At 66.0% G+C, this 25,110-nt stretch carries 24 protein-coding genes; 13 read left to right on the forward strand and 11 right to left on the reverse strand.

What is annotated here, in order from left to right:
- The first annotated feature begins 257 nt into the window (after positions 1-257).
- Both ACZ5ZX_RS36055 and ACZ5ZX_RS36060 read left to right on the forward strand, forming a co-directional pair.
- On the forward strand, positions 258-2,291 hold the full coding sequence (locus ACZ5ZX_RS36055) for an oxygenase MpaB family protein (protein ID WP_465506457.1): 2,034 nt from the start codon (positions 258-260) through the stop codon (positions 2,289-2,291).
- A 46-nt stretch (positions 2,292-2,337) separates the two neighbouring features.
- Entirely contained in the window at positions 2,338-2,943 is a 606-nt protein-coding gene (locus ACZ5ZX_RS36060) for a DUF6801 domain-containing protein (protein ID WP_465506458.1), read from the forward strand.
- A gap of 151 nt (positions 2,944-3,094) precedes the next feature.
- Here ACZ5ZX_RS36060 and ACZ5ZX_RS36065 read toward each other — a convergent pair whose 3' ends face one another.
- Positions 3,095-3,481, reverse strand: a complete 387-nt coding sequence (locus ACZ5ZX_RS36065; protein ID WP_465506459.1) for a hypothetical protein — start codon at positions 3,479-3,481, stop codon at positions 3,095-3,097.
- Positions 3,482-3,962: 481 nt separating this feature from the next.
- Here ACZ5ZX_RS36065 and ACZ5ZX_RS36070 point away from each other — a divergent pair, with 481 nt between their 5' ends.
- Entirely contained in the window at positions 3,963-4,427 is a 465-nt protein-coding gene (locus ACZ5ZX_RS36070) for a hypothetical protein (RefSeq protein ID WP_465506460.1), read from the forward strand.
- A 256-nt stretch (positions 4,428-4,683) separates the two neighbouring features.
- Here ACZ5ZX_RS36070 and ACZ5ZX_RS36075 read toward each other — a convergent pair whose 3' ends face one another.
- The 4 genes from ACZ5ZX_RS36075 to ACZ5ZX_RS36090 form a co-directional block, all read right to left on the reverse strand.
- Positions 4,684-5,148, reverse strand: a complete 465-nt coding sequence (locus tag ACZ5ZX_RS36075; RefSeq protein WP_465506461.1) for a hypothetical protein — start codon at positions 5,146-5,148, stop codon at positions 4,684-4,686.
- Between the two features lie 191 nt (positions 5,149-5,339).
- On the reverse strand, positions 5,340-7,451 hold the full coding sequence (locus tag ACZ5ZX_RS36080) for a xanthine dehydrogenase family protein molybdopterin-binding subunit (protein ID WP_465506462.1): 2,112 nt from the start codon (positions 7,449-7,451) through the stop codon (positions 5,340-5,342).
- Positions 7,448-8,437 carry an FAD binding domain-containing protein gene (locus tag ACZ5ZX_RS36085; protein WP_465506463.1) on the reverse strand — a complete coding sequence of 330 codons (990 nt, stop codon included), beginning with the start codon at positions 8,435-8,437 and terminating at the stop codon, positions 7,448-7,450. Before ACZ5ZX_RS36085 ends, ACZ5ZX_RS36080 begins: the two co-directional genes overlap by 4 nt.
- Entirely contained in the window at positions 8,434-9,054 is a 621-nt protein-coding gene (locus ACZ5ZX_RS36090) for a (2Fe-2S)-binding protein (protein ID WP_465506464.1), read from the reverse strand. The genes ACZ5ZX_RS36085 and ACZ5ZX_RS36090 overlap by 4 nt, the downstream gene beginning before the upstream one ends.
- 576 nt (positions 9,055-9,630) lie before the next feature.
- Here ACZ5ZX_RS36090 and ACZ5ZX_RS36095 point away from each other — a divergent pair.
- The 3 genes from ACZ5ZX_RS36095 to ACZ5ZX_RS36105 all read left to right on the forward strand — a co-directional run bounded on the left by ACZ5ZX_RS36095 (position 9,631) and on the right by ACZ5ZX_RS36105 (position 11,460).
- A complete protein-coding gene (locus ACZ5ZX_RS36095) occupies positions 9,631-10,326 on the forward strand; it encodes a hypothetical protein (protein WP_465506465.1) in 696 nt (231 codons plus the stop codon).
- A 325-nt stretch (positions 10,327-10,651) separates the two neighbouring features.
- On the forward strand, positions 10,652-10,972 hold the full coding sequence (locus tag ACZ5ZX_RS36100) for a hypothetical protein (protein ID WP_465506466.1): 321 nt from the start codon (positions 10,652-10,654) through the stop codon (positions 10,970-10,972).
- A 107-nt stretch (positions 10,973-11,079) separates the two neighbouring features.
- Entirely contained in the window at positions 11,080-11,460 is a 381-nt protein-coding gene (locus tag ACZ5ZX_RS36105) for a hypothetical protein (RefSeq protein ID WP_465506467.1), read from the forward strand.
- A gap of 293 nt (positions 11,461-11,753) precedes the next feature.
- Here ACZ5ZX_RS36105 and ACZ5ZX_RS36110 read toward each other — a convergent pair whose 3' ends face one another.
- Positions 11,754-12,728: a LysR family transcriptional regulator gene (locus ACZ5ZX_RS36110; RefSeq protein WP_465506468.1), complete on the reverse strand. Its 975-nt coding sequence runs from the start codon at positions 12,726-12,728 to the stop codon at positions 11,754-11,756.
- A 78-nt stretch (positions 12,729-12,806) separates the two neighbouring features.
- Here ACZ5ZX_RS36110 and ACZ5ZX_RS36115 point away from each other — a divergent pair, with 78 nt between their 5' ends.
- Positions 12,807-13,994: an MFS transporter gene (locus ACZ5ZX_RS36115; protein WP_465506469.1), complete on the forward strand. Its 1,188-nt coding sequence runs from the start codon at positions 12,807-12,809 to the stop codon at positions 13,992-13,994.
- Positions 13,995-14,021: 27 nt separating this feature from the next.
- Here the strand turns inward: ACZ5ZX_RS36115 and ACZ5ZX_RS36120 are convergent, their stop codons facing one another.
- Positions 14,022-14,300 (reverse strand): VOC family protein, encoded by a 279-nt coding sequence (locus tag ACZ5ZX_RS36120; protein ID WP_465506470.1) that lies wholly within the window; start codon positions 14,298-14,300, stop codon positions 14,022-14,024.
- A gap of 404 nt (positions 14,301-14,704) precedes the next feature.
- Between ACZ5ZX_RS36120 and ACZ5ZX_RS36125 the strand changes: the two genes are divergently transcribed.
- Positions 14,705-15,223 (forward strand): hypothetical protein, encoded by a 519-nt coding sequence (locus ACZ5ZX_RS36125; protein WP_465506471.1) that lies wholly within the window; start codon positions 14,705-14,707, stop codon positions 15,221-15,223.
- 238 nt (positions 15,224-15,461) lie between these two features.
- Here the strand turns inward: ACZ5ZX_RS36125 and ACZ5ZX_RS36130 are convergent, their stop codons facing one another.
- Positions 15,462-16,313, reverse strand: coding sequence for a hypothetical protein (locus ACZ5ZX_RS36130; RefSeq protein WP_465506472.1), 852 nt, complete (start codon positions 16,311-16,313; stop codon positions 15,462-15,464).
- 505 nt (positions 16,314-16,818) lie between these two features.
- On the opposite strand from ACZ5ZX_RS36130, the gene ACZ5ZX_RS36135 reads away from it, so the two are divergent.
- Entirely contained in the window at positions 16,819-17,253 is a 435-nt protein-coding gene (locus ACZ5ZX_RS36135) for a hypothetical protein (protein WP_465506473.1), read from the forward strand.
- A 368-nt stretch (positions 17,254-17,621) separates the two neighbouring features.
- On the forward strand, positions 17,622-17,786 hold the full coding sequence (locus ACZ5ZX_RS36140; protein WP_465506474.1) for a hypothetical protein: 165 nt from the start codon (positions 17,622-17,624) through the stop codon (positions 17,784-17,786).
- Positions 17,787-18,173: 387 nt separating this feature from the next.
- Here the strand turns inward: ACZ5ZX_RS36140 and ACZ5ZX_RS36145 are convergent, their stop codons facing one another.
- Positions 18,174-18,578 carry a hypothetical protein gene (locus ACZ5ZX_RS36145; RefSeq protein ID WP_465506475.1) on the reverse strand — a complete coding sequence of 135 codons (405 nt, stop codon included), beginning with the start codon at positions 18,576-18,578 and terminating at the stop codon, positions 18,174-18,176.
- A gap of 348 nt (positions 18,579-18,926) precedes the next feature.
- Between ACZ5ZX_RS36145 and ACZ5ZX_RS36150 the strand changes: the two genes are divergently transcribed.
- The 3 genes from ACZ5ZX_RS36150 to ACZ5ZX_RS36160 all read left to right on the forward strand — a co-directional run bounded on the left by ACZ5ZX_RS36150 (position 18,927) and on the right by ACZ5ZX_RS36160 (position 21,847).
- On the forward strand, positions 18,927-19,832 hold the full coding sequence (locus ACZ5ZX_RS36150; RefSeq protein ID WP_465506476.1) for an ABC transporter ATP-binding protein: 906 nt from the start codon (positions 18,927-18,929) through the stop codon (positions 19,830-19,832).
- 140 nt (positions 19,833-19,972) lie between these two features.
- Positions 19,973-21,475, forward strand: coding sequence for a polyketide antibiotic transporter (locus ACZ5ZX_RS36155; RefSeq protein ID WP_465506477.1), 1,503 nt, complete (start codon positions 19,973-19,975; stop codon positions 21,473-21,475).
- A gap of 207 nt (positions 21,476-21,682) precedes the next feature.
- On the forward strand, positions 21,683-21,847 hold the full coding sequence (locus ACZ5ZX_RS36160) for a helix-turn-helix domain-containing protein (RefSeq protein WP_465506478.1): 165 nt from the start codon (positions 21,683-21,685) through the stop codon (positions 21,845-21,847).
- An 11-nt stretch (positions 21,848-21,858) separates the two neighbouring features.
- Here the strand turns inward: ACZ5ZX_RS36160 and ACZ5ZX_RS36165 are convergent, their stop codons facing one another.
- Both ACZ5ZX_RS36165 and ACZ5ZX_RS36170 read right to left on the reverse strand, forming a co-directional pair.
- The gene (locus ACZ5ZX_RS36165) at positions 21,859-23,151 is read right to left on the reverse strand and encodes an ArsB/NhaD family transporter (protein WP_465506479.1); all 1,293 of its coding nucleotides are present in this window, start codon (positions 23,149-23,151) and stop codon (positions 21,859-21,861) included.
- A gap of 1,038 nt (positions 23,152-24,189) precedes the next feature.
- Complete coding sequence (locus tag ACZ5ZX_RS36170) at positions 24,190-25,077, reverse strand: SAM-dependent methyltransferase (protein ID WP_465506480.1); 888 nt, start codon at positions 25,075-25,077, stop codon at positions 24,190-24,192.
- Positions 25,078-25,110 lie beyond the last annotated feature (33 nt).

Genomic DNA, 25,110 nt, shown 5'->3' on the forward strand with positions numbered 1-25,110 from the left:
GCCGTCGCTGACATCGCGAGACCGGGAAACTGTGTCCGCTGTCCGAGATCGTGGCCAAGCATATCGGCACCCCTTGTCGGGACTTTTGGAGAACGCTAGCGTACGCAGAGTACTGACTAGTACTTGAAACTCTTTCGGAGACGTCCTCCGGACCAATTCGCGCTGCGCGGGCGAGTCCGGGTTCCCTTGCGCGCAGACCCACTTCGGTCGGTTGCGGCGCTGTGCTGAACCGAATCACGTCACCTTCAGGAGGCGTCATGGACACGTCGGATCCGGCGGCGGAAAGCATCGACAGCCGGCTGAAGGCGCCACAGGCACCGGGCAAGAACCTGCATCCCGCGGTACGTGACGGCCTGTTCGCGCCACTCGTCCTGGCCTGTGTGGTGGTGTTCCTCGTGCTGTACCTGGGTAGTGGTGCGACCGACGTGTGGTTCGCGTGGACCATGGCGAGCCCCCTCACCGCCACTACCGTCGGCGCCGGTTTCGGTGCCGCGGTCGTGCTCTTGTTCCTCGCCGCGTTGGAACCGGGATGGACGAACGCCCGCATAGCGAGTTTCGCGCCGCTGGTGATGGCCGCCGGAAGCCTCGTCGTGACCAAGCACTATCAGGCGGAGCTGAACCCGCCCCGCGAGTTGGCCATCGCGGGGACGGCTTTCAGCGTGCCTGTCCCTGACATCTGGTTGATCGCCCTGGGGATCACGATCCTGCTCACCGTGCTGACAGTGCCTGCTCAGCTTCTTCGCCGTGTCGATGTCGACGGTGTCGCGGCCGCGACACCGATCCCTGGGTGGGCACGGGTTTTCGCGGGGATCGAGGGGATGGGGTTGCTCGTCGCCGGCATCGGCGCCACGGTCCGCCCCGGCCCCTACGTGGCGTGGTGGCCGTGGCCGGTGAGCGCGTTCGATCTGCGCGAACTGTCGGTTTGGTCGATCACCTTGGGGCTGCTGATCTTGTACGCCGCGGTCGTCGGTGATCTCCGGCAGGCGGCGGTAGGGCTCGCTGCGCTGGTCGTCTTCGGTCTGCTGGCACTGGGGGGAGTCCTGCGTTACGTGGGTGACCTGCGGTGGGGATCGCCCGGGGCGTTGATCGTCGTCTCGGCCATGGTCTTGCTGCTCGGCACCGGCTTCTTCGGGCTGGTTCTGCTGGGTTTGGCCCGTGTCGTGCGTCCGGTGCTGACCGCGGTGACCACCGGCAAGCCAGGCCAACCGCCGTCGGAGGCATCGGCGTGGGAACTCGCACGGGGCATCCGGTCGAAGATCACGCCTCATGACGACCGGGGCTTCTTCGGCCCGGGGTCGGTGACCTGGAAGGTGTGGACCTACCCGAGTTCGCTCACCGTGGGCTTCCAGCGCGCTGTCGTCGTCGAGGAGCTTGACCCGGCGCTGGTCGCCGCCGTCGACAAGACCAAAGCCCTGAGGACCCGCTCGCATACGCGCTATGACCGAACCCTGCGCTATTTCGCGATGGTCGCCTTCGCCGGTACCCGCGTCACCATGAAGGCGTCGGACATCTTGGTGAAGGTCCATTCGACGGGGGTGGGTGTCGACCCGGTCACTGGAAAGCGTTACGACGCCAACGATCCAGCGTCACAATTGTGGATCCATCTGACGGCATGGCACTCGATCCTCTATGCCTACGAGAAGTACGGGCCGGGCAGGCTCAGTGCTGAGGAAGAGGCTCGTTACTGGGCGGATTGCGCCGCGGCGGCCGAACTTCAGACCTGCGACCCGGCAGAGGTCCCCCGCGACCGTGAAGGCGTCCGCGCCTACTTCGAACGCATGCGTCCCCAGTTGGTCGGCTCACCCGTCGCGCGTTCGACCATGGATCACCTCCTGCACGCCGAGGTGATGTTGCCCCCGATGCCGCCGGCGTACTGGCCCGCCGTCTTGGTCATCACTCGTACTCTGCGCGTCGCGACCATCGCGTCGATGCCGCATTGGATGCGGGATCTGGCGGGGATCCGGCAGAGCCGGCTGCTGGACGCGTTGGTGGTACCGGTCATGCGGCTGTCGTTCCGGCTCATCCGCATGAGCAGCTGGCTCCAGCTGGCCGCCCTGCGCCTGCTGTCACCATCGACCTTGCCGATCGTGGCGCCGGTGCTGCTCGGTATCGCGCCCGCCACGGAAGAAACCCTGACACCCGCTCAAGCTCGTGAACGGTATGGCTACGCACCGCCCGCGCTGGCACACCTCGAGCTGAGGGCCAGACAGCGTGAACGGGTGTTCAAGGAGAATCGCGCGCCCGACGACGTCGGCCTGGTGGAGTCCGAGCCGGTCCTCGGTGCCCGCTGATCCGGTTACCCGACAAAGGAATCATCCACGAAGAAGGGGTATTGGAATGTCTGTGAAAGCCTTGAGAGACAGCGCACGCGGCGCGGTGAAAGCCGCTGCCGTCACGGCGACCGCCGTGGTGGCGGCGAGCGTCCTCACCGCGGGGACGGCCGCGGCCGCGGACAAGGAACTGACCTTCGAGGGCGAGTTCCCCATCATCGGCATCCAGACGGTGAAGGTGGTCGTCCACGTCGACATCCCCGCGAACGTCACGCTCGGCGGACCTCTCGATGTCCCGTTCACGCTGGATGTGAACGGTGGAGACGCCGCGGCGGACGGTTTGCGCCTGGTCGGCGCCAAGAAGATCTCCGGTGAGATCAGGTCTGCCGCGCGGATCACGGTGAGCAACGGCCTGAGTGTTCCGCTCGCCGTCCGGCTCCCGATTCCGGACACCCCGGTGCCGGCCCAAGGCCCCTTGACCTTCCAGGCCAAGGGCGGGCTCAAGTTCACCGTTCCCCGCGGCGTTCCCACCGGTGAGACGAAGGTCAATGTGGAACCGAAGGCCACATCGCATATCGTGACCGACAGCGACCTGGGGGAGTTCGACCTCAACCTCGTACTCGCGCCGCCCACCCAGGACACGCTGCTCGGCACGACCCAGATCGTCGGCTGAGAGCTCACCTCAGAGGCCGTTCCGAGCTTTGCCGGTCCGCTGTGTCACGCATGAGTGTCGTGACACAGCGGACCTCTTCTGCGAGCAGATTCGTCATGTTCGGACAGCGAAGCCGCGCTTCATCTCACCGGACCCGCTCGGATGGCACGAATCAGGTCCGGTGATAGTGAAAACGCGTGCAGACGAACGGCCCGTTCAGTACGGGGTCTCCCGCACAGGCGCTATACCAGGCGTAGTTCTCGCGATGCGGCCGGGTGCTGAGGCTGGCGGTGGCCCGCGTCGCTGTGGCGGTGATGCTCTCGCGCCCGGGATATCCCTCTCCGATGTCCAGGCGAACGATCCAGCCAGGCCGGAGGACCTGCCCTTCGGCGTGAATTGCCCGGGTCTGGTCATTGAGCCACAGGCGAGCGCTCGTCAGGAGCTTGGTCGCGAACTGCAGTTCGGTGTACGTGGTCGCCGACGCACTGGGGGCGTTAACGGCAGCGATGGAGGCCGCGGACAGAGTGGCAAGCAGCACGGTGGCTACTTTCTTGAGCATTTCAGCGATCCTTGATTGTGGTAGGAAGAAAGCACAACATCGACCAGGAGGGCCGATGAGCAGGCATTCTGGTCTGACCGGCATTCGATCCGGCTTCATCCGTGCTTCATCCAGGGAGTTAGCGTCAGGCGTCCCTATCGGGTGAGCGATCGGGTTTTCAGGGTAGGCCGCACCGACATGGACCTGCTCGTCCACTCGCCAGGGTTCGTTACGCCGCACCGGTGTAGAGGATGCGATTGGGTGTGGCGCCGATGGCCCCTGGGTTCAGTTTGTCCTTGTGGCCAGACTGAGCCACTCGTGGTGTCGGAGTGCGGCCGATAAACAGAAAGGTGTCGCGCCGGTGATATTCGCATTACCCGCGGGTTGTGCTTCGGAGGTAAATGGCCGACGGTGAAGCTGTCGAGTCCGGCATGACTTTCCGGCCCCTTGACTTACCTTTTTCTGAATTCAAAGAACGAAAGGTTCGAACTCGGTGCGAATCATGACAAAAGGAAAGAGTGTCATCGTCGGCGTAGGTGCTGTGTGCTTGACACTCGCGTCAACCTGGACCGCCCCAGCGGTCAATGCGGCATCCGTCACGGGGTTCACCTTGGTGCAAGAGGTCGAGTTTCACGGACGGCACATCAAGTTGTGGCGGAACAACGACACCAACCCTGCTCGGCTGCACGGGGAGATCACCAACGCGCAGTGGCCGGACCAGATCATGCTCACCGGAAGCGGTTGTCCCTTCGAGCAACAGCTCTGCCACCCGGCTCAGGTGCGGCAGGGAACAACCGTAGCGAATACTATCGGCGTTGTCGGTGTGGTGGACGCCTGCGGGAATGTCGGGCGCGAGATCAAATGTACTTGTGTGGTTTGCCTGCACGCCGAAGATGATCGATCAGCTCCGCCGGAGCACGGCGGGGCACTGGAGCGACGAGATTCGGCCGCGGTAAAGGCCGCATGACCTGAACTGCTCGGACAACACCCGTAGTCTCTCGAACGGCCCGTGAGAGGAGGTCGGCCGGAGATGGGGATGTCGTAGTCGGCCCACTCCCCGGTTCGGCCGGCGCCGTGACGACCACGCTACCCAGTCCGCGTCCGCATGCTGGTGAGAGAACATGCGCCTCTCAGCCCGAACATCTCGTGGCTGTCCTGCTCGCCGTGCCGGGGACTGATCGACGGACTCGTGCGTCTCGCCGGTCAGTCCCCGTGGCAAGGGATCAGCGGTACCGGCCGAGGACGTCCCGGATGAGACCATCGCGGATCAGGAACGCGTAGTAGAAGATCTCCTCGCCGCCGGAGCGTGTCGTGAATCGGTAGTCGACGACATACCGGTCTCCAGCCCATCGGGTGCCGGTGACCTCGTATCGGCCGCCCACTCCGATGACTTCCGGATCGATGAACCTGCTCATGATGGCCTGGCGTGACGGGAAGATCCGGCCAACGCTGTCGAATCTGGCATGAACCGCGAATGTCGCCGCCACACCTTGGGAGTCTCCCCTGTTGGCGGCGTCGGTGAACTTCTGCGCGATGCCAGGGGCGGTGGCTCGATCCGATCCGGACAGCGGTGCGGGTGCCGCCGGCGGGGCTTCCGTCCGGCTCGCGACCGGGGCCGTCGACTCCGCACTACAGGCGGCGGCTGACAACAGTAGTGCGAGCACGGTGAGCCGGTAGGTGTATGTCATCGGTTCTCCTTGAAATGTCCTTGAGGCGGGCGAACAGCCGCGCGAAGGTGGCGCCACGACCACCAGCGCAGCGCGTCACTGCCAAGGAGACACCGGGGTGATTCCTCTGGTCCAAGGCTTGTGGCCATGCGTTGTGGGCATCGGCCCGGGCCGGGACGACTCTCCCGAGTGACGTCCCGGCCCGCACTTTGTCAGAGCAGGTCATGGATCTGGATCGGGAGATCACGGACGCGACGCCCGGTGGCGTGGAACACGGCGTTGGCGATGGCGGGCGCGACACCGTTCGCTCCGATCTCCCCGATGCCCTTGGCGCCCAGCGCGCTCGTGCGGCGGTCATCGTCCTCGATGAAGGACACGTCGATGTGCCCGATGTCGGCGTTGACTGGGACGACGTAGCCCGCGAGGTTCTTGGACAGGAACCTTCCGCGGTCGTTCTCGAGTACCGATCGTTCGAGCAGAGCGTGGCCGTAGCCCCAGATGATCCCGCCGGTGAGCTGGCTTCGCGCGGCCAGTGGGTTGATGATCCGGCCGGCGCCGTACACGCCCACGCAGCGATTCAGCCGGACGACGCCCAGTTCCGCGTCCACCCGGACCTCGACGAATACGGCCCCGTAGACGTGGGTCGAAAAGTCGCGTGACGCGCCTGTAGCCGACGCAGTCGGCTCCGGGGCCCAGGCTCCTTCGGCGCCGAGTTCGATGATTCCGGCCTGCCGGAGCCCTTCGAAGCCGCCCGCCGCTTCGAGTTTTTCGCGGAGCTCCAAGGCCGCGGTGTGCACTGCGGAACCGATACCCATCGTCGACATCGAACCGAACCCGCCGACGTGGGCAGGCAGCGTGCTGTCCCCGTGATGGACGTGGACGTCTTCCGGCGCGAGGTCCAGTACCTCCGCGGCGACAGCCTGGACCATCGCGGGCAGCCCCGTCCCGATCTCCTCCAGCCCGGTCTCCACCACGATCCGCCCATCGGCGTGGGCGCGGATCCGTGCCGACGCGGGCCCACGGTGGACCTCCATCGCACACGCGGACATGCCCCAGCCGATGAGGTCGCCACCCTGTCGAACGGAGGCGATCGGTGGTCGGGGTGACCACCCGAACCGGCGTGCTCCCTCACGGATGCAGGCCTCGAGCGTCCGGGAGGAGAAGGGTTTGCCCGTCATCGGATCGGCGGCCGGCTCATTACGCAACCGCAACTCGACAGGGTCCAGGTCGAGCCGATGGGCGAGCTCGTCCATGGCGGACTCGACCGCGAACATCCCGACCGCTTCGTTGGGCGAGCGCATCGGTGTCGGCGCGGGCCGGTCGACCTGTTGGACACGGGCGTGAAGAGCGATAGCTGGACTGGCGTAGAGCGCTACGGCGGCCTGTGTCATGTTCTCGATGTGATAGTCCGCCGCTCGGCTGGTCGCGTGCGAGCCACTGTGTTCCAATGCGGTCAATCGGCCCTCACCGGTCGCGCCGAGGCGGATACGCTGCCACGTCGCCGGTTGGTGACCGCAAAGGGTGTACATCTCCGCGCGAGTCAGTACCAGCCGGACCGGGTGGCCGCACACTTTCGCCGCCGCGACGGTCAAGGGGATGTGCGGCCAGACATAGGCCTTGGACCCGAATCCGCCACCGACGTAGCGCGACTCGACGCGGACGTCCTCCGGCGGCAGACCGAAGAGGCCGGCCAAGGTCTGCTGTGTCAGGGCGATGCCTTGCGTCGTGGTCTGCACGACGAGCTGTTCTTCGTCCCACCAGGCCACGGTCCCGTGAGGCTCGATGGGGTTGGCGTGCCGGTCGGACGTGGTGTAGACCTCGTCGATCACCACGTCGGCCCGCGCGAAACCTGCCTCGATGTCCCCGGACAGGACGTCCGCGTCTTCGCGCAGCATGGAGGGTCCGGCCGCGGGGATGTCTTCCGCTTCCCCGAAGGAGACCGGTCGCTCAATGGAATCGTAATGAGCACGGACGAGGCTCGCCGCGAATCGCGCCTGATGCCAGGTGCCGGCCAGGACGATGGCGATCGGCTGTCCTTCGTAGTGGATTACTGGGTCCTGCATCGGAAGTACGGTGTGTCCCATCGGAGGCGACGGCAGGGGAGTCAGCCGCGGCAGGTCCTCGTGACCGAGGATCCGGTGGACGCCCGGCGCGGCTTCCGCGGCGGAGACGTCGAGTCCGACGAGCCGTCCACGGGCGACAGTGGACAGGACGAGTGCCGCCACCAGAGCCTCCGGGTGCGGTTTGTCGGCGACGTACAGTGCCGCTCCGGTGAGCTTCTCCGGCCCATCGGGACGGAGAACACCCCTTCTTGTCGCACTCATACTTCCGCTCCTGCCGTCCGCAACGCCCGGACCGCCGTCCGTTGAGCGAGCTCGACCTTGAACCAGTTGTCCTGCAAAGGCCGGGCATCGGTGAACGACTCCGCGATCGCGGCCCGCACCTGTTGGGTGTCGTCGAGGCTCAAGCCGCGTAACGCCGTTTCGGCACGCCACAGCCGCCAGGGGCGAGGTGCGACGCCACCGATGGCGATGCGGGCCTCCTTGATCACGGAACCCTCGATGCCGACGACCGCGGCGGCCGAGACCACGGCGAATTCGTACGACGCCCGCTCGCGGACCTTCACGTAGTGTGATCTGCGCGGAAGAGGGACTGTGGGCACTTCCACCGCGACGATCAGCTCGTCAGGCCGCAGTTCCGTGTGATGCTCCGGCTGGTGGGCAGGTAGCCGGTGGAAGTCGGTGACCGGTAACCGCCGGGTGCCCTGCCCGCCGCGGATCACGACCGACGCGTCCAGGGCGGCCAAGGCGACCGCGAGATCCGAGGGGTGGGTAGCCACACAGTGGTCGCTGCCGCCGAAAATGGCGTGAGAGGTGGTGCCGCCGCCCTCCAAAGCGGCGCAGCCGGACCCGGGGACCCGTTTGTTGCACGGCAGTGACGCATCCGCGCGGAAGTAAGGGCACCGGGTGCGCTGCATCAGGTTCCCTCCGATGGTCGCCATGTTCCGCAGCTGCGCGGAAGCGGAGCGCAACAGCGCCTGCGCGACGACCGGGAAGTCACGGTTGACGACGGGGTCCGCCTGGACGTCACTCATCGTCGCCAGGGCGCCGATCCGGAGGCAGGCAGTGTCGGCCTCGATGCTGTCGAGCCGCAGGTTCGTGATGTCGACGACCAGCAGAGGGGACTCGATTCCCTCCTTCATCCAGTTGACGAGTTCTGTACCGCCGGCCATCAGGTGTGCACCAGGGGCGCGCAAGTACGCGAGCGTGTCATCGACGGTCGAAACGCGTACGTATTCGAAGGGCTTCATCGGTTGTCGGTCTCCAACTCGGAAGCGGCTTCTGAGACGGCGTCGACGATCTGTACATAGGCGGCACAACGGCAGATGTTGCCGCTCATCCACTCCTTGATCTCCTCGCCGGACGAGACATGGCCTTCCCTGATGCACGCCACAGCGGACATCACTTGCCCCGGCGTGCAAAAGCCGCATTGGAAGGCGTCCTTTTCGAGGAACATCCGCTGGACGGGATGAAGGGCCCCGTCTTCACCGGCGAGACCTTCGATGGTGGTGACCTTCCTGCCGTCCGCGGCCAAGGCCAGCATCGTGCACGACAGCATCCGTCGACCGTCGAGAAGAACGGTGCAGGCACCGCATTCCCCGCGATCGCAACCCTTTTTGGTTCCGGTAAGGCCGAGCTGGTCTCGAAGTGCGTCGACCAGGGTCGACCTGGTGTCCACTGTGGTTGTTCTGGGGGAATCGTTGACCACTATCGACACCGATCGCTCATAGGTACCGGTCACTTGCATGCTCCTCGTGGTGGGAGGGGTGGGAACTCTGTCGAGGTCGGGAACGACGGCCGAAAACGACTGGCATACCGGGAAAGAGACCGACTTCTCGGCGCACGACTGGGGCAGAGACCAGGTCATCTCGGCGTCGTTCTAGTCGCGGGGGCCACAAGCTGGAGGAGTCCAAGCTGACCAGCGGGATCAAGGGAACTCGGATCTCGGTGAGAGCCGACCGGCATCGAGTTCCATGTTCGACCGTTTTGCTTGGAGGCTTCTTACGCGGAACGAGCCGCCGAAGCCACCTGAACTTGCGCCCCAGGAGTCAGCGTCTCGAAGGAGAGACTGCTTCACCCTTCGATCCTGACCGACCGAGGAACGACGGCGCAAGGTTCGGGCGATGCGCTTTCCGTCGTGATCCATGCCGATACGGATGCCCTTGCACGGCAAGAGGGATGCGGCAGTCAAGGCATGACGCACGCGCGTCCACGCTGGAGGTCGATGTGCGCCAGGCAGGTCAGGCTGGAAGTGAAACCGGGCGCGGCGGCGGGGATGACGATGAGGTAGCTTTTGATGATCGATGCGACTGGAGCCGACAGTTCTCTCAATGGGGTTCGATGGGCGCTTTGGTCAGCTGATCAGCCGACGTGATACTCGGATCCATAGTTAGTTCTCGGCTGGAGGTCAACTCCGCTGTAGGCGGGTCGTTAAGGGGAAGCAATGACTTTCTGGGGTGCGCATTGGTGGCGCGTGGTCTTGGTGGTGCTCGCTCTGACGGTGAGCACGTATCCTTGGACGACTGTCTCCCTCGCATGGCTCGGCACGATTCCGGTGGTGGTGTGGTCCGCGAGTCTCGCCGCGTCCCCGCGTATCGGGATAATCGTGGGCGCGGGCCTGATCGCTGTCCTGGGGTGGTTTGTGGTGCCCCGCGAGCTGGGGACGGCAGGTCGGTGGGTGCCGTCGGAGCTCGAGCTGCTCTGGCTCTACCCGATCTGTGCCGCCGTCATCTGTGGCACCGGTATTCTCGCCCAGCGGCGCGGCCCGACCGGTGCGGGGAGCCTGCTCGCGATGGTCTTCGGTGGCTTGTTCATCACCGGGTGTGTCCTTTTCCTGCGCCTGGAGGCGCCACCTGAAGACGAGTCAGTGGTACCTCCTCCGTCGGCTCTGCAAGTTTCCCACGAAGGGAATATCTGCGGATCCGGCGGATGCGCGAGAAGTCTCGAAGTGTCAGGCTGGGACGCTTACGGCGTACTGCGTGATCACTTGGTCGAAAAGGGTTACCTCTTTCGGAAAATGACACTCGACGGGCATGAACGGGTCTGTCGCGTGAACGGACTCGTGATTCCACACACTTCTTGTGCGGAGCTCCGCGCCAAGTCGGACGACAGTGTCCAAGTCATCTGGTACGTCGAGTAGATTCAACCCGGAGATGCTGTTTGACGTGCATTGATAACAGTTCACGCATGGAGCCTGCAGGGACTTCGCGCCCTGAACCCAAGCCCTGGGGACCATCAGAACTGACCGGCTCAGTCCATATCGAAGGGCCGAGGGACGCGCCGGTGTCGGTTCGGCCCTACGAGGAGCACGGAAGCGCGCAGGCGCAGTTCAGAGAAGTCATCCCAGCATGGTATGTCGAGCTGATGTCGAGCTATCAGACATGTCGAGGGAATCGACAGCGGGACCAAGGGATGTTCGGAAAACGATCGACTGGGGCGGGTGCTGCTCGGGAGAATCAGGGCAGATGTCCTGTGCCGTGGTGGTGCGAGGACCAGGTTTTGCGGAAGGATTTCTGGTGCGTCAACCCTCCAAGGGGCAGATGCAAGCGTTGATCGCTGTCGATGAGGGCCTCGTGCGCAGGTACGGCATCGCGTGGGCTTGCGAGTGGCCGTCTGACGAAGACACGGCGATGACCTCCGACGCTGTGCCGCTCAAAGCCGTCAAAGATGTTCACAAGGATGGGTGGATCGCCATTCCCTACGTCCCCACCGCCCCGGGTGAGTCTGTCGTCGCGACGCTGACAGACAAGGGTCGCGCCATACTCACGCAGTTCCGGAAGGACTGACCTTTTCTGTTCGGGAAACGATCGATCTGGGGGGCGGGCCCGCCAGAATTGGGGCTGGTGTCTCGTGCTTTGGCGGTGTGAAGGCCGGGCTTGGTGAAAGGACTCTGGTGCGTCAACCCTCGAAAGGGCGCCTGCAGGCGCTGGCTGCCATCGACCAAGGCCTCGTGCGGCGGTCCGCCCTCGGGTGGGATGTCGCTTTTCCGCCGTATGAGCGCGCGGAGATGCTGTCCGAGGGCGTGCCCGAGAAAGCACTCGACGAGGTTCTCCGGGATGGCTGGATCGCCGTCCCCGATGTTCCGGTCGAGCCGCGTGAGTCGGTCCTGGCCACGTTGACCGACAAAGGCAGGGCGATCCTCGCCACTTCGAGAAAGACGACAGCGGCCGCTGGCTCCGTGACGACAGCGGTGACGAATACCTGTTCGCGCGCCAGGTGGAGCGGCGCATCCCTGGGCCTCACTGGCAAGGATCGCGCTGAGGTCGTGTCGTGATTCAACAGTAACGACGGCAAGTGGCATCACGAAGTCATCCGTCTCACGGGCAAGGAAGACTGCTTGACCCGCGATCCAGTGGATCCTCTGAGAGAGGTCACCCATTCGGGTTCAACGAGGAGATCCAAGCAGAGCGACACAGCGCGGCCCGAGTGTCAGACCTGACCGGCGCTGACCTCGGCTGGACGGCAGGCGAGGCGGCTACGGGCGTCACGGCGAACGCGGCCGGGGCGTTCGACATCCGGTACCGCCACGTGAACGGCGACCCGTCGGCGGTCCTGTTCTCCGGCGAGTCACCGTTCGCCGTGCTGGTACTCGACCTCACCCCGGCCGGGGACCGGGTGCTGGGTATCTACTCGGTGACCAACCCGGACAAGCTCACGGGAATCCCCGGTAGCCGGCAGGTCCAGCATGTCGAGGAACGCGGTCGCCGCGGGCGTGCGCCCCGCGCCGCTCCAGACGAGGTACTCGACGCGCATGGGCGCGTCGGTGATCTCGATGGTGGCGAGCCCGGTCAGGTGGGGGACGTAGGTCGAGGGAAGCAGCGCGATTCCCAGGCCTTTCCGCACGAGGCGGGCCATCATGAAGTCCGCGGTGGTGACCTCGAACGCGACCTCGCGGCTGAGACCGGCGGCGGCGAACGCCTCGTCCGACTGCGCTCGCGCGGCGGTGTGCGGTGGCAGGTCGATGAAGGTCTCGGTCGAGAGCCGGGCGAGGTCGACGACCGGCTCGGTCGTGAGCGGGTGGTCGGGGGCGACGACGGCGACCAGCCGGTCCCTGGTGAGCTCACGGGCGTTGACGCCCGCGGGCCGTGCACTCGTGGGCAGTCCGAGGAAGGCGACCTCGATCCTGCCCTGTCTGACCTGCTCGGTGAGGTCTTCGCTGCCGCCGACGCGAATGTTCAGCCGGACCTGCGGGTACCGGTCGCGGAACCGGCTCAGCGCGTCCGGGATGTCGACGGCGGCCACGGTGGGGATCAGCCCCAGTGCGAGTCGGCCGCGCACCTCGCCGGTCACCGCACCGACGTCGGCGATCGCGCGCTCGGCGGCGTTGAGGCTCTCACGGGCCGCGGCCACGAAGACCTCGCCCGCCGGAGTGATGCGCACGTGGCGGCTGGTGCGGTCGAACAGCCGGGTGCCAAGTTCCCGTTCGAGCCTGGCGATCTGACGGCTCAGCGCGGACTGGACGACCATGCACTGCTCCGCGGCGCGGGTGAAGCTGTTCGTCTCGGCGACGGCGAGGACGTAGCGCATCTGCTGAAGCTCCATGGATTGATGATCGTAGGGCATCGCTGGAGTTCCAACATTGCGTTGGACTCATTGATGCTGCGTCGCGAAACTCGGCGTATGACCACTGCCAGTACTGAACCGCGCTCGTCGTTCCGAGCGTGGCTGGGCGTCGCGGCCATCACCGCGAGCCTGTTCGTCTTCGTCACCACCGAGTTGATGCCCGTCGGGCTGCTCACCCCGGTCAGCGCGGGCTTGTCCGTTTCCGTCGGTCTCGCGGGCATGATGGTGACGCTGTACGGCATCTCCGCCGGGGTCGGGGTGCCGTTCCTGGTCGCGTGGAGCCGCACGGTGAACCGCCGCGCACTCCTCGCCGCGCTGCTGGTGATCATGGCGGTCGGCAACCTCGTCACGGCCGTGTCGCCGAACTTCGCGATCGTCCTGGCCGCCCGGCTCGTCACCGGGTTCGCGCACGGCGTGTTCTGGGCGATCGGCGTCGCCATGGCGATGCGGCTCGTCCCCGGCGACAAGGCGAGCAAGGCCGCCGCGGTCGTGCTCTCCGGCATGTCGATCGCCACCGTCGTGGGCATGCCGCTCGGCACGTTCATCGAGAACCTCACCGACTGGCGCACCACGTTCCTCATCTGGAGCGGGCTGAGCCTGGTGGTGCTGCTCGCCGTCGTGCTCGCCCTTCCGTCGCTGCCGTCCCGGAGCGCCATCCCGGTGCGGGAGGTGTTCGCGCTGCCGCTCCGGAACGGACGGCTGCGGATCGTGATGATCACCGTCGCGCTGTACGTGCTCGGGCACTTCGGCGCCTACACGTTCATCCGCCCCTTCATGGAGCAGAACGCCGGAGTCTCGCCCGTGTGGGTGACCGGGCTGCTGATCGTCTTCGGGGTCGGCGGCGCGGCCGGGAACTTCGTGGCCGGGCACACGGTCAACACGAACATGCGCGCGACCTTCATCGTCGCCTGCACCGGGCTCGTCGCCTCGCTGCTGCTGATCCTGTTGATCGGCAGCAGTCCGGCGGGCCTGGCGGTCGCCGTGGTGCTGTGGGGCGTGTCCTTCGGCGCCGCGAACCTCTGTCAGGTCAACATGATGCTGGCCGCGGCGCCGGACACCTTCGAGGCCGCCATGTCGCTGAACACCATGGGGTACAACATCTCCATCGCGCTCGGCGCGCTGCTCGGCGGGCTGTTCGCGAACGGCTTCGGGACCACCGGCGCGGTATGGTTCGGCGTCGCGTTGACCGTGGCCGCGCTGCTGACCGCCTTCGGCTCGCACCGCGACGCCCAGCACACCGCCTGAGCGACACGGCACCACCTTTGCCCCCGCCTATTCGGCGGGGGCGAAGGTGGCCAGCGCCCCGTGGCGGCCGTCGAGGTCGGCGACGCTGCGCACGTACATGAACCCGTGGTCCTGTGGCTCCTTCGACTCCGACCCACCCAGCGCCAGGGCCCGGTCGGCCACCTCGTCGACCTCGGCCCGGCTCGCCACGTTCACCGCGAAGATCGCGGCGCTGACCTTGCGGGTGTCGGCGATCTCCTCGTCGGTGAACTCGCGGAAGTGCGACTCCGACAGCAGCAACGCGTTGACCGCGTCGTTGATCACCACGCACGCGGACTGCTCCCCGGAGCCGGTTGGTGGCGTAGCACCCTTTCTGCTTCCTCGTCACAACCGCTGCGGTGGGACTCCAGCAGGTCCGGAGTTCCGTCGTGCGTCAGTGACCAGGCCGGACCGTTCGGTGCGGGCGTTCACCGCCGCGCCAAGTGGGGAGTGCGCGCTTACCGACGGAAACCTCGAACGCGGCTCTGGCCAGCAGCCGTGTCGAGTCCAAGGTGGGGAGCGGTGAGACGCCGATCCGGGTTTGCGGTCAGCGCAACGCCGGGCGACGTCATTCCCTGGGCCGGCCACGGCGGAAATCCCTGTTGGCCTGCTGCCACACCTCACACTGGTAGCCGCTGCTGCAGAGGGTCTGGTGATCGATGCGGTCGTTGACCGCTGGGAGTTGACTCGACATGGTGATCACGACGTGGGTTCAGGCGGCCGGGACCGTGTTGCTGGGGCTGGTCGGACTCTGGTTCGCACACAACTATCGGCGGCAGATCCGGCTCAAACTCGCTGAACGTCAGGTCGGGGCGTACGTGCGACTCTGGGCGCTGACCGCGCCCGCAGCCCCGTTCCGCGCTACTCCGCTGGAGCCCGCAGAGCTGACGAAGCTCCACGACGACATGAGCAGTGGTATTTCGACGACGGTGACGGCATCCTCACCTCGTCCGCGGCTCGCGATCATCCGCCAGATATCCCTCTTGCGAACCCAGCTGAAGAAGGACCTGGCCATGCACTTCGGCGTCAGCTACTACACCGACCTCCAGCCCGATGACCGAGCCTTTCTGATCAGCTGTGGCCTGTCTCCCCGACGACGGCCGTGGCGACCACGCCGGCCGCGTCCCGCAGACCGGCCACGCGTCAACTCATGCGTGTGCGGCGCCTGTCCAGCGAAGGCTCTACCCGCCGCGGGACATCCCGAGTCCTGAACACGGTCACACGAAGGCCATTCCCGGTGCCCTCGCATCGTGAACATCCGCTCATGCCGATGGGCGGGTCGTTCAGTGGTGCCGTTCTTCTCTGTTCGCCGTTGGCCACTATGTTCGTCTGGGGTGAGTTCACCGCCCGCGGAGGGTTGGGTTGAGCAAGATCGGTGCGGTAGCAGCGCGCTCCCGACGGGTCGAGCGATTGTGTCGCTGGAGCGATGTACGCCGGGTACCCGGCGGGTCAACTCTTCCCTGGTGCGGGCGTGATCAGGCCGGCGTAGGCGGTGGTCAGGTCGTGTGGTGGCCGGGACAGGTGCAGCGCGGCGTGGTAGTTGCCCTCGGTTTCCCGTCCGGTCGGGTCGGTCCCGGCCGCGGTCACGGCGGCGACCGCGTAGCGTTGCTCGGCCGGGTCGGTGAATCGGCGTTGCACCACGGTGCGCTCGTGGTCGACCTCGGTGATCAGGCCGTGCTCGGCGAGGGCGTCGGAGATGGGTTGGTAGGACCCGGTGCGCAGAACGTACGCGGCGACCCACGCCGGTTGGCCGATGGCGCTCAATAGTTGGCGGAAGGTGTTGGCGGACAGGAAACTCACGCCACCGGTCACCGTGATCAGGCGGGCGGCGGCGACGGCCTGCAGCAAGGCCGCGGACGCGGGAGAGGTCTCCAGGTTCTCGGTAAAGCCGGTGTCGAGCAGCCCGACAGCCAAGGCGTAGCCGATCGCGGGGGTCGCGATGTCCAGTCCGATCACCGGGACCGCGTCGTCGCGGCGGTGGGCCGCGTAGAAGTCCTTGTCGTGGTCGATCAGGTCGATGGTCTCCAGCTCCGCCACCTGGGGCGAGGTGAAGTGGGCATAGAGGTCGTCGAAGCTGAGGTCGTGGTTGAGCAGTGCGGCGTTGATGCCGTAGGAGCAGCACAGGTCCAGGACGGTCACCGGCCCCGATCGTCTCCGCTCCGCCACCAGGCGGCGGAAGACGGCCTGGGCGTGGTGCGGGGTCTGGTACCCGAACCGGCCAAGACTGCTGAAGAAGGCACGGGGATCGGACTGGTGGTAAACCCCGTCGAACGGCGTGCGACTTCCCGGCGGCTGCGGCATACCCTCGATCTTGGCGGCACCTTCGCCACCGCACTGACCGCGAACCGGGTGACATGATTCCGAAGGCGGGGCAGCACGCTGGGGAAGGCCACCGCCGTCGTCGGCTGTATGCCGAGCTCGGTCTTCGATTCGCTCCTGCCACGCGCAGCGCCATCTGGCGGTCGCAGGCTGCCCGGGACACCAGAACACCACGGCAAAGCAGCGCTCGCTCGCCTCGGTTCGATCCCGCGGACGGCTCACCGACGACGTGGGGTGTCGAGCCGGAAGTCGAAGATCTTCGGCGCGTCGAGCAAGTTGTTCGGCAGGCACAAGATCGATATCTTCAACCGGAACGACAAGCTCAGACTCGGCTGACATGGAAGGGCAGCGCGCAGAAAGGCCACCACAGCCTGGCGCCGCGTGTGGGATCGAAGCGTTCGTACCTTGGATTCCGCGGGCGCTAGGTGCGATGGCGTGGCAAGCGGATCAATGTCCACGTCCACTACCACATGGTCAAGGGAGGACGATGGGCTACTCGCAGCCGTCAGCCGACCGGTTCCTGGGAGTGATCAGAACTGCTTATCGAGGGCTGATCGAGGATGGGGCGGTCTCACTCACCGTCGACCATGGCGATGCCGAGACGGTCGTCCGACTTGAACCGGCTGGCTCAGGCGCGCCGCGCCTGGAGCTACGCATGGTCGGAAGCGTCGGGGAATTGTTCCTCGACGATCTGGATCCTTTCGAAGTGGACGAGACTTTGCCGGAGGACGTCGAGGAGTTCGAGTCGTTCACGCGAGCACTGGTTGATGGGGAGCTTGAGCTGGTCTTCAGGAAGACCTTGCTCGGCTGGCGCCCGGCGGCAGTCGATTGGCCCGGAGGTCACTGGTCCCTTCCGGGGAACCCGGGCGTCGTGGGTTTGTTTTTCCATCCACGCCGAGAGAAAGTGCGGGGATACTGCTAAACGGATACTGAAGACGTGTGACGGAAGTTGGCAAGCTGTTTGTCTCACAGCCGGACTGCTGAACGCTGAACGCACTCGACGTCGCGGAGAGCGCTCGTGCCGACGCGACCATGGACGAGTGCTCCGGCGTCTTCACCTTCCCGCGGCGAAGCAGTCGGTGTACGCCGGAACTACTCTGCTGACCTTGAAGAGCGGCCCGGCTTTGGCGAAACAGGTCATCGGAAAATCGCGATCGGTTCTCATGCGGCCTCCTTCCTTGCCGTGGGTCACGGGTATGTCGCATCTCGACGTGCGCGTGTAACGGCTCTGGCTGTCAGCAGGTGCGGGCGTCCGGGCAGTGCTGGAGCGCGCTCCGCTATAAGGGAGCTATGACCGATCGCTGGATCTATCGCCACAGCCAGATGTCGACTGACTCCATTGTCGATAGCCACATGAATGAGCTGGCAGCCGAGGGCTGGGAACTCGTGAGCGCCAACGTGGTCTATGACGGGCGTTTCACCAGGCACTACTTCTACTGGCGAAAGCGTGCTTGATCCGGCGAGCCGGGCCAGCGGCTCGCCGGGCGAGGTGGACGCCGGCCTTGAAGCCGCCCCTGGGTCCCGCATCCTCCGCCCTGGATGGATCAGTCGTTTGCCGTCCGATCGCGCTGATCCTGCGTCACGATGTCCTCGGCGAGAATCAGCGCGCAGCGGATGCGCGATAGTGCGGTTGCGGCAGGCCGTGTTGCGGCAGGGCGAACAGCCCGCAAGGGGCATGAATGGTTTCAGCCTCTCCCTGGCGCTCGCGACCCGCTGGAACTGCACCCGGCATCAGCCGGACGTCAGCTGACCAAAACTGTCCCATGTGGACAGTCAATGCGTGGCAGAGTCCCTTCGCCTGGTCCGAAACTGGCCGCGAAGTCCTTCTCTTCGCTATGACAGCTATTCGCCTTCGTTGTCGGGTGGGCTAGCGTTGCTTCGCTTCCCGGTGAGGAACAGCCACAACAGGGCGAAGGTCGTGATGGTCACGCCGAGCGTATCGGTCCAGGCGCCGTCGAACTTTCCGTCGATCCAAACGAGGATCCAGCCGAGAACCGCCGGAAGTTGCAGGTACCAGTAGCGCCGGGGGATGGCGCCGAGCAGGACCATGAACAGGTACGGGCGACAGCGCGGCGGATGCGTGCCGCGTCTACGATCGGCTGAATCGGCCCGGACGGGAACGGAATTGTTCTGGAAGCGGCCGGACAGCTGACGTCGTTTCGTCCGATCGGAAAGTTCGATGGTCTGTGGCCGACCGGCCGGTCTGCGGATCGACGGGACCGCGCCGCACGCCAGGGCAAGTGCCATCCCGGTCCCATCCACGTCGAACAACCCACCCCGTGTGGATGAGTTGTGCCGACCAGACTTCCCGGCGCTCCGCGCGTAAAAGATGCCGTACGGAGACTAGGGATGCAAATCGCCAGGGGTCGCACTGGTGCGACGGAGAGAACGTGCAGGTGCGACGCCATCCGGGCGCGACAGCAGAGCCGGCGCGATGCACGGTGCTTCCTCGCGTACGGAGAAGCGAAGGTTTCGCGTCGGGTTCCGGACGAGCCGGGGGAAGGCTGGTGCCGGCGCGGCAACGGGAGTACCGTTTTCCCAGGTGCGCCGGGAAGCCTGGTCGGCAGTCGCTAGTGCCGTCTGCGAAAGGCCGCCATGTCCAGCACCGTGTCTTCCCGTGCCGCCGTCCAGTTCGTCGGGCTCACCAAGCGGTTCGGCCGTACGCTCGCCGTTGATGATCTTTCTCTCTCGGTCCCGGCCGGTGAGGTGTTCGGTTTTCTCGGGCCGAACGGTGCGGGGAAGTCCACGGCCATTCGGTTGTTGCTCGGTTTGATCCGTCCGTCCGCCGGGATGGCCGAGGTGTTCGGTATCCCGGCGTCCGATGTGCGACGGGCGCATGGCCTGTTGAGTTATGTCCCGGGTGACGTGGCGTTGTGGCCGGAGCTGACGGGAGCCGAGATCCTGGAGCTGCTGGCCTGTGTCGGTCCGGGTAGCGACATCGGCTACCGCTCGCGGCTGGTGGAGCGGTTCGCCCTGGACCTGGACAAGCGAGCGAAAACGTACTCGACCGGTAACCGGCAGAAGGTCGCGTTGGTCGCCGCCTTCGCGAGCCGAGCCGAACTTCTGGTGCTGGACGAGCCGACCAGCGGCCTGGATCCGTTGATGGAGCAGGTGTTCCGGTCGTGCGTCGCCGAGGCGCGGGACCGGGGGCAGACGGTGTTCCTCTCGTCTCACCAGCTCGCCGAAGTCGAAGCCGTCTGCGATCGCGTCGGGATCCTGCGCGCGGGCCGGCTCGTCGAGATCGCGGGCATCGCCGAGCTTCGCCGTTTGCGTCGCAGCACGGTGGAAGTGGGATACGACGGCACAGAACCTGTCCTCACCGGGATTCCCGGCGTGGTGGACGTCGAGCGTTTGGAGGGCCGGCGGCTGCGCTTCACCTTGTCCGGGCCGCCAGCGCCGGCATTGCGGGCGATCGCTTGCGCGGACATCACGTCGATCGCGCTGCGTGAACCGACACTGGAAGAGATCTTCCTGGACTACTACGGCGAGAACGCGCGATGACCACGACGCCCATCAAAGCGATCACACCACGGGGAGAACCGACCCGTTCACCTCGGACGAGTGCCGGAGCGGCCGTCTCCCGCCACGCCGCCAGACGAATCCGACGTGGAGCGCTGATCGTCGCGCTGGTATCGGCGGGTATGTCCGCGGTCGTGGCGGGCCAGTATCAGTCCACCTTCGCCGGTGCTCTCGACGGCACGGCCTTGCGGGCGTTGGCGGAGAACCCGGCCATCCGGATCCTGTTCGGCCTGCCGGTCGCGCTCGAGGACCCCGGTGGGTTCACCGTATGGCGGACCGGCACGTTCGTCCAGATCCTGGCCGCCGTGTGGGCGCTGCTGGCAGCCACCGGGCTCACTCGCGGCGAAGAGGACGCCGGTCGCGCCGACCTGCTGCTCGCGGGGCGTCTCCGCGCGGTTGACGTGCTGGCCAGGTACTCGGCGGTGCTGGCAGCGGCGGCGGTGGTGATCGCGGGCGCCGTGGGACTGGCCCTTGTCGCCACCGGCACCCGGCCCATCGGAGCGCTCGTCCACGCCGGAGGAATCCTCGGCATGACCTTGACCTTCGCAGCGGTGGGGGCGTTCGCCGCGCAGCTCATGCCCACGCGCGCGACGGCCACCGGCTTCGCCGTGGCCGTCCTCGGGGCGAGCTTGCTGCTGCGCATGATCACCGACGGCATCGACGCCTTGGTCTGGGCGGGGTGGATCACCCCGTTCGGCCTCACCGCCCGCAGCATGCCGTATGCGGCCGACAGAATCGGCCCCTTGCTGGTTCTGGCCTTGTTCCCGGTGGTGCTCACCGTCGCGGCGCTGGTCGCGTGTTCCCGTCGTGACATCGGCAGAGGGTTGGCGAATCCGGCCGGTCGTCGCCGCCCCCGGACCCGGCTGCTGCGGACGATCACCGGCTTCTCCGTCCGTCGTGCGCTGCGTTCGACTGTCGGCTGGGCGGTCGGTCTCGGAGTGTATTTCTTCCTGGTCGGTGTACTCGTGGTCTCGGTAGTCCGGTTCCTGCGGGAGAATCCGCGGTTCGCCGAACTCGCCGCGGGAGCGGGGTTCGGGGGTCTGGGGACCATTGAAGGATTCGCGGCCGCGATGTTCAGCCTGCTCGCGATTCCGGCAGGTCTCTACGCGGCGACCCGGGTCGCCGCCTTCGCCGCGGACGAGACGGGCCGCAGGCTGACGTCCTTGCTGGCGTTGCCTCTTTCCCGCCATCGGCTCGCGGCGACCGAGGTCGTGGTCATCGCGGTGGGAGTGCTCGTCCTGCTCACCGCCGCGGCGCTCGCGCTGTGGTCGGGAACGGCTGTCGCGAGCGCCGGGCTCGGCCTGGTGCCCGCGCTCACGGGAGCGTGGAATGTCGCGCCGGTCGCGTTGCTGTCCCTCGGTGCCGCGATGTTCGCGCTAGGTTGGGCACCACGGGCGGTGGCGGCGCTCGGTGCGCTCCCAGTCGTCGGCGGGTTTCTCCTCAAGGTGATCCTGCAGAGCGTGCAGGCACCCCGGTGGTTGAGTGAACTGTCACCGTTCATGCATCTTGCGGCTGTCCCACAGGTTTCTCCCGATTGGACGGCGACGTTCGTCCTCCTCGTGGTCGCCGTGGCGCTGGCAGGGCTCGGTTTCCTCGGCTATCACCGCCGCGACCTGAATACGTGAGGGGCACGTGGGCCCGCGCTGCCGGTGTCAGGCCCGGGTGGAGTGAGTCCAGTGGTCACGAGGTCGATGAGCAGGTCGAGGATCTTCGGGTAGGTGGCGGGGTCGCCGAGACGGTCGGCGTAGTCCTGTCCCGGGACAGATCCGCCCTCATCGAACTGGTGGAACATGTCCTGGGACCGTTGAACCAGGCGCGCGGAGGCGGCTCGTGTGCTGTTCCTGAGTGTCCGGGCCGTCAGCTACCGGCTCGGCCGGATCATGGAACGCACCGGATACGACCCCCGAGACTCCGCACAGCGGTTCACCTTGGAAGCCGCGGTGCTCGGCGCACGGCTGCTGGACTGGCCCGACCGCGCGCTGCCACCGGCGGACTGACCCTGATCGGCTCAGCCGAAGACGAAGTACCGCAGCCACAGGTAGGGCGCAGCGACCGCGACGGTGATCACCGTGACGATCGCGCCCTTGCGGGTGAATTCCCAGAAGGAGATGGGGCTGCCGGCGCGGGCGGCGATGCCCAGGACGACGACGTTGGCGCTGGCGCCGATGGCGGTCATGTTGCCGCCGAAGTCGGCGCCGAGGGCGAGGGACCACCACAGGGCTTCGGAGTGGGTGGGGTCGGCGATGTCGTTGGTGAGCGCGAGGACGAGCGGGCTCATGGTGGCGACGTAGGGGATGTTGTCGATGATCCCGGACAGCAGGGCTGAGACGACGAGGATGAGCATGACGGCGAGGAGGGCGTTGCCTCCGGTGGCGTCGGCGGCGAGTTTCGCGAGGTCTTCGATCACGCCGGTCTTCACCAGTGCGCCGATCATGATGAACAGTCCGGCGAAGAACAGCAGCGTTTCCCACTCGACGCTGGCGAGGTAGTCGCTGGTCTTCACCTTGGAGATGAGGACGAGGACGCCCGCGCCGAGCAGCGCCACGATCGAGGGTTCGATGTGGAACAACGAGTGGCCGATGAACGCGGTGAAGACGGCGGCCAGCACGATGCCGCATTTGATCAGCAGGAGTTTGTCGTGGATGGCTTCGCGTTCGTTGAGCGCCATGACGTCGGCGACACGGTCCGGGTCGACGGTGAAGGAGCCGCGGAAGAGCCGGGGGAGCACGAGGGTGAACACGAGCAGTTCGATGAGGACGATCGGCGCCATGTTGAGCAGGAAGTCGTTGAAGGTCAGTCCCGCGCGGCTGCCGATGATGATGTTGGGCGGGTCACCGATGAGAGTGGCGGCGCCGCCGATGTTGGAGGCGAAGACCTCGGCGATGAGGAACGGGACGGGTTTGACGTCGAGGCGGTCGCAGACCAGGAGCGTCACCGGCGCCATCAGCAGGACAGTGGTGACGTTGTCGAGGAACGCGGACGCGACGGCGGTGATGAGGACCAGCAGGATCATCACGCGCAGCGGTGAGCCTTTGGCGCGTTTCGCGGCCCAGATCGCGGTGAACTCGAAGACCCCGGTCTTGCGGAGGACCCCGACGATGATCATCATCCCGAGCAGCAGGAAGACGACGTCCCAGTCGACCCCGGTTTCCTGGGAGTAGAAGGCGTCTTCGGAGCCGACGACGCCGAGCGCGAGCACGATCCCGGCGCCCGCGAGCGCCGCGACCATCTTCGGGATCTTCTCGGTGGCGATGAAAAGGTATGCCACGGCGAAGACACCGACAGCGATCACGGTGTTCATGCCGGACACCGTCCCGCGCGCTCGGCCGAACGCACGTCACGATCCACCCGCACCAGAACTCCTGCCGTCGTCAGTGTCGCCCAGCCCCGGACGGGGTGGGCTTTGCCGACCAGACTTCCCGGCGCTCCTCGCGTAAAGATGCCGTAAGAGGAGCAGCGGGGCAAACGGGGGGCTTAGAGTGTGATGCCGGTCGCAGTCAGGTCAGGTCGGCGAGCATCCGGCGTGGGCTACACTGGCGGGAAAGTGACCGTCGTCACGTCTACGCTGGGGTGAGTGATCATGTCGCACCTTCTCGCTCCGCTTGGCCTCATCCTCGCCTTCGGAGTCCTCGTCGCCCTGCTCAGGGTGATGCATCAGCGGCAGGGCCGGCGCTGATCCCATGGGCGCCCTCGACAGACCCTTTGGGGACAATGCCAGGAACTTGTTGATCCGTAAGGCAAACCTGGCGTAATCGGCTCGCTGCCCGGTCGCAGGCGAGGAGCTCCCGGTGAGGTGCGGCGTCGCACGACTGTCCACAAGGGACACCTTTCGAGTACTCCGTGTCCGATTGATGACGCTATGCGTGGTTCCGTGTGGGGTCGTGAGTGGCGAATAGGGTTAGAACCCTCATTGCCACTCACGACCCCACATTCGAAACCACGCAAACCACTCAAGTCGGACAGTCTTCTTCGGGAAGATGTCCTTTGTGGACGATGGGGCGCGGCCCGGCTTCCGTCGGTCAGCCCGGTCCCGCGCCGGGGCACGCCATGTTTGCCCTACCCCTCCATAAGCGGCGGTTCCTGAGGCTCTTCAGTCGTTCATAAGGGATCCGTCGAGGGTCGATGCGTCCGATTCTCACCAGCTCGTGCCGATCATGAACTGTGGACCGGCGGCCGAGCGGGGAAGATTCCGGACGCTCAACGTCCGGAATGTTCCCCATTCGCACGGATGACACTACCGGAGTCAGGCCACCCGACCTGGGCGAACATGTCCGGCCCGCGACCGCCCCATCGGCCTTAAGTTCCCGGCACCCTGAAGGGCTCATCGCCTCGTCCCTCACTATGAAGACTTCTTCCGTGGCACCGGTTTCTCCGCGTAGACCGAGCGTTCGATCGCCGACACCGGAACGTCGCGGCCGTGGGGGCGAAGGTATCGAGCGGCGAACTCCGCCGGCCCAGCCTGTTCGAGTTCCCTCCAGCCGTACTCCGCGAGGAAGCTCGCGACGCCGTCCGGAGACATCCCGAACCGCCATAGCCCGCGCTTGCGGACGAACTGGGCGTAAGCCTTCTCGGCTCCGTACGAGGTGGTCCCGTCCAAGAAGTTCTGACGGACATAGGTGAAGACCAGCCGGCTGCCTGCCTCGGCGTCGGCGAGGAATTCGAATGTCCGGCGAACGCCGTCCTCGGTGAGGTACTGGGTCACCGCCTCCCAGATGAAGAATGTCCGGAAGCCGGGGACAAAGCCGTGCCGGGTCAGTTCCTCGCGCAGGTCAGCGGTTTCGAAGTCGACAGGCACGAGCGTGACGTTCGCGGGGACGCGGCCGAGATGCTTTTCCAGCCGTGACCGCTTGCGAGCGATGTTGGCAGGCAGGTCGACTTCGAAGACCGGGAGAGTTGCCAGCCGAGGAAGGCGATAGGCGCGCGTGTCGAAGCCCGCGCCCAGGATGACGACCGCGTCGATGTCCGACTCGACGGTTTCGATGAGCTTGTCGTCGATGTAGCGCTTGCGGCACAGCATGCTCGCCCACAGGCCGTGTGCCTGCTTTTCGGTCGCGGAGATCAGCAGGCGCCGCACCGGCCGGTACTTCGCCAGCGAGACGGCTACCCGTCCACCCGCGGGAAGGAGCCGGCGGGCCCAGTCGTCTTCGACCAGCGGAATGGGCTCGTACTGATCGGTGGCGATGATGATCATCGGTCCGAACGCGGTCTGATCGGCTCCTGTGCCCATCGCCTGGCCCTCCTCGACTTTGCCGTCGTGGAT

It is taken from the genome of Amycolatopsis sp. NPDC033938 (genome assembly GCF_055575975.1).

Coding starts and splice junctions, on each gene's coding strand:
- ACZ5ZX_RS36055 (WP_465506457.1), top strand. CDS start 258: ATGGACACGTCGGATCCGGCGGCGGAAAGCATCGACAGCCGGCTGAAG.
- ACZ5ZX_RS36060 (WP_465506458.1), top strand. CDS start 2,338: ATGTCTGTGAAAGCCTTGAGAGACAGCGCACGCGGCGCGGTGAAAGCC.
- ACZ5ZX_RS36065 (WP_465506459.1), bottom strand. CDS start 3,481: ATGCTCAAGAAAGTAGCCACCGTGCTGCTTGCCACTCTGTCCGCGGCC.
- ACZ5ZX_RS36070 (WP_465506460.1), top strand. CDS start 3,963: ATGACAAAAGGAAAGAGTGTCATCGTCGGCGTAGGTGCTGTGTGCTTG.
- ACZ5ZX_RS36075 (WP_465506461.1), bottom strand. CDS start 5,148: ATGACATACACCTACCGGCTCACCGTGCTCGCACTACTGTTGTCAGCC.
- ACZ5ZX_RS36080 (WP_465506462.1), bottom strand. CDS start 7,451: ATGAGTGCGACAAGAAGGGGTGTTCTCCGTCCCGATGGGCCGGAGAAG.
- ACZ5ZX_RS36085 (WP_465506463.1), bottom strand. CDS start 8,437: ATGAAGCCCTTCGAATACGTACGCGTTTCGACCGTCGATGACACGCTC.
- ACZ5ZX_RS36090 (WP_465506464.1), bottom strand. CDS start 9,054: ATGACCTGGTCTCTGCCCCAGTCGTGCGCCGAGAAGTCGGTCTCTTTC.
- ACZ5ZX_RS36095 (WP_465506465.1), top strand. CDS start 9,631: ATGACTTTCTGGGGTGCGCATTGGTGGCGCGTGGTCTTGGTGGTGCTC.
- ACZ5ZX_RS36100 (WP_465506466.1), top strand. CDS start 10,652: ATGTCCTGTGCCGTGGTGGTGCGAGGACCAGGTTTTGCGGAAGGATTT.
- ACZ5ZX_RS36110 (WP_465506468.1), bottom strand. CDS start 12,728: ATGGAGCTTCAGCAGATGCGCTACGTCCTCGCCGTCGCCGAGACGAAC.
- ACZ5ZX_RS36115 (WP_465506469.1), top strand. CDS start 12,807: ATGACCACTGCCAGTACTGAACCGCGCTCGTCGTTCCGAGCGTGGCTG.
- ACZ5ZX_RS36125 (WP_465506471.1), top strand. CDS start 14,705: ATGGTGATCACGACGTGGGTTCAGGCGGCCGGGACCGTGTTGCTGGGG.
- ACZ5ZX_RS36130 (WP_465506472.1), bottom strand. CDS start 16,313: ATGCCGCAGCCGCCGGGAAGTCGCACGCCGTTCGACGGGGTTTACCAC.
- ACZ5ZX_RS36135 (WP_465506473.1), top strand. CDS start 16,819: ATGGGCTACTCGCAGCCGTCAGCCGACCGGTTCCTGGGAGTGATCAGA.
- ACZ5ZX_RS36140 (WP_465506474.1), top strand. CDS start 17,622: ATGACCGATCGCTGGATCTATCGCCACAGCCAGATGTCGACTGACTCC.
- ACZ5ZX_RS36145 (WP_465506475.1), bottom strand. CDS start 18,578: ATGGCACTTGCCCTGGCGTGCGGCGCGGTCCCGTCGATCCGCAGACCG.
- ACZ5ZX_RS36150 (WP_465506476.1), top strand. CDS start 18,927: ATGTCCAGCACCGTGTCTTCCCGTGCCGCCGTCCAGTTCGTCGGGCTC.
- ACZ5ZX_RS36155 (WP_465506477.1), top strand. CDS start 19,973: ATGTCCGCGGTCGTGGCGGGCCAGTATCAGTCCACCTTCGCCGGTGCT.
- ACZ5ZX_RS36165 (WP_465506479.1), bottom strand. CDS start 23,151: ATGAACACCGTGATCGCTGTCGGTGTCTTCGCCGTGGCATACCTTTTC.
- ACZ5ZX_RS36170 (WP_465506480.1), bottom strand. CDS start 25,077: ATGGGCACAGGAGCCGATCAGACCGCGTTCGGACCGATGATCATCATC.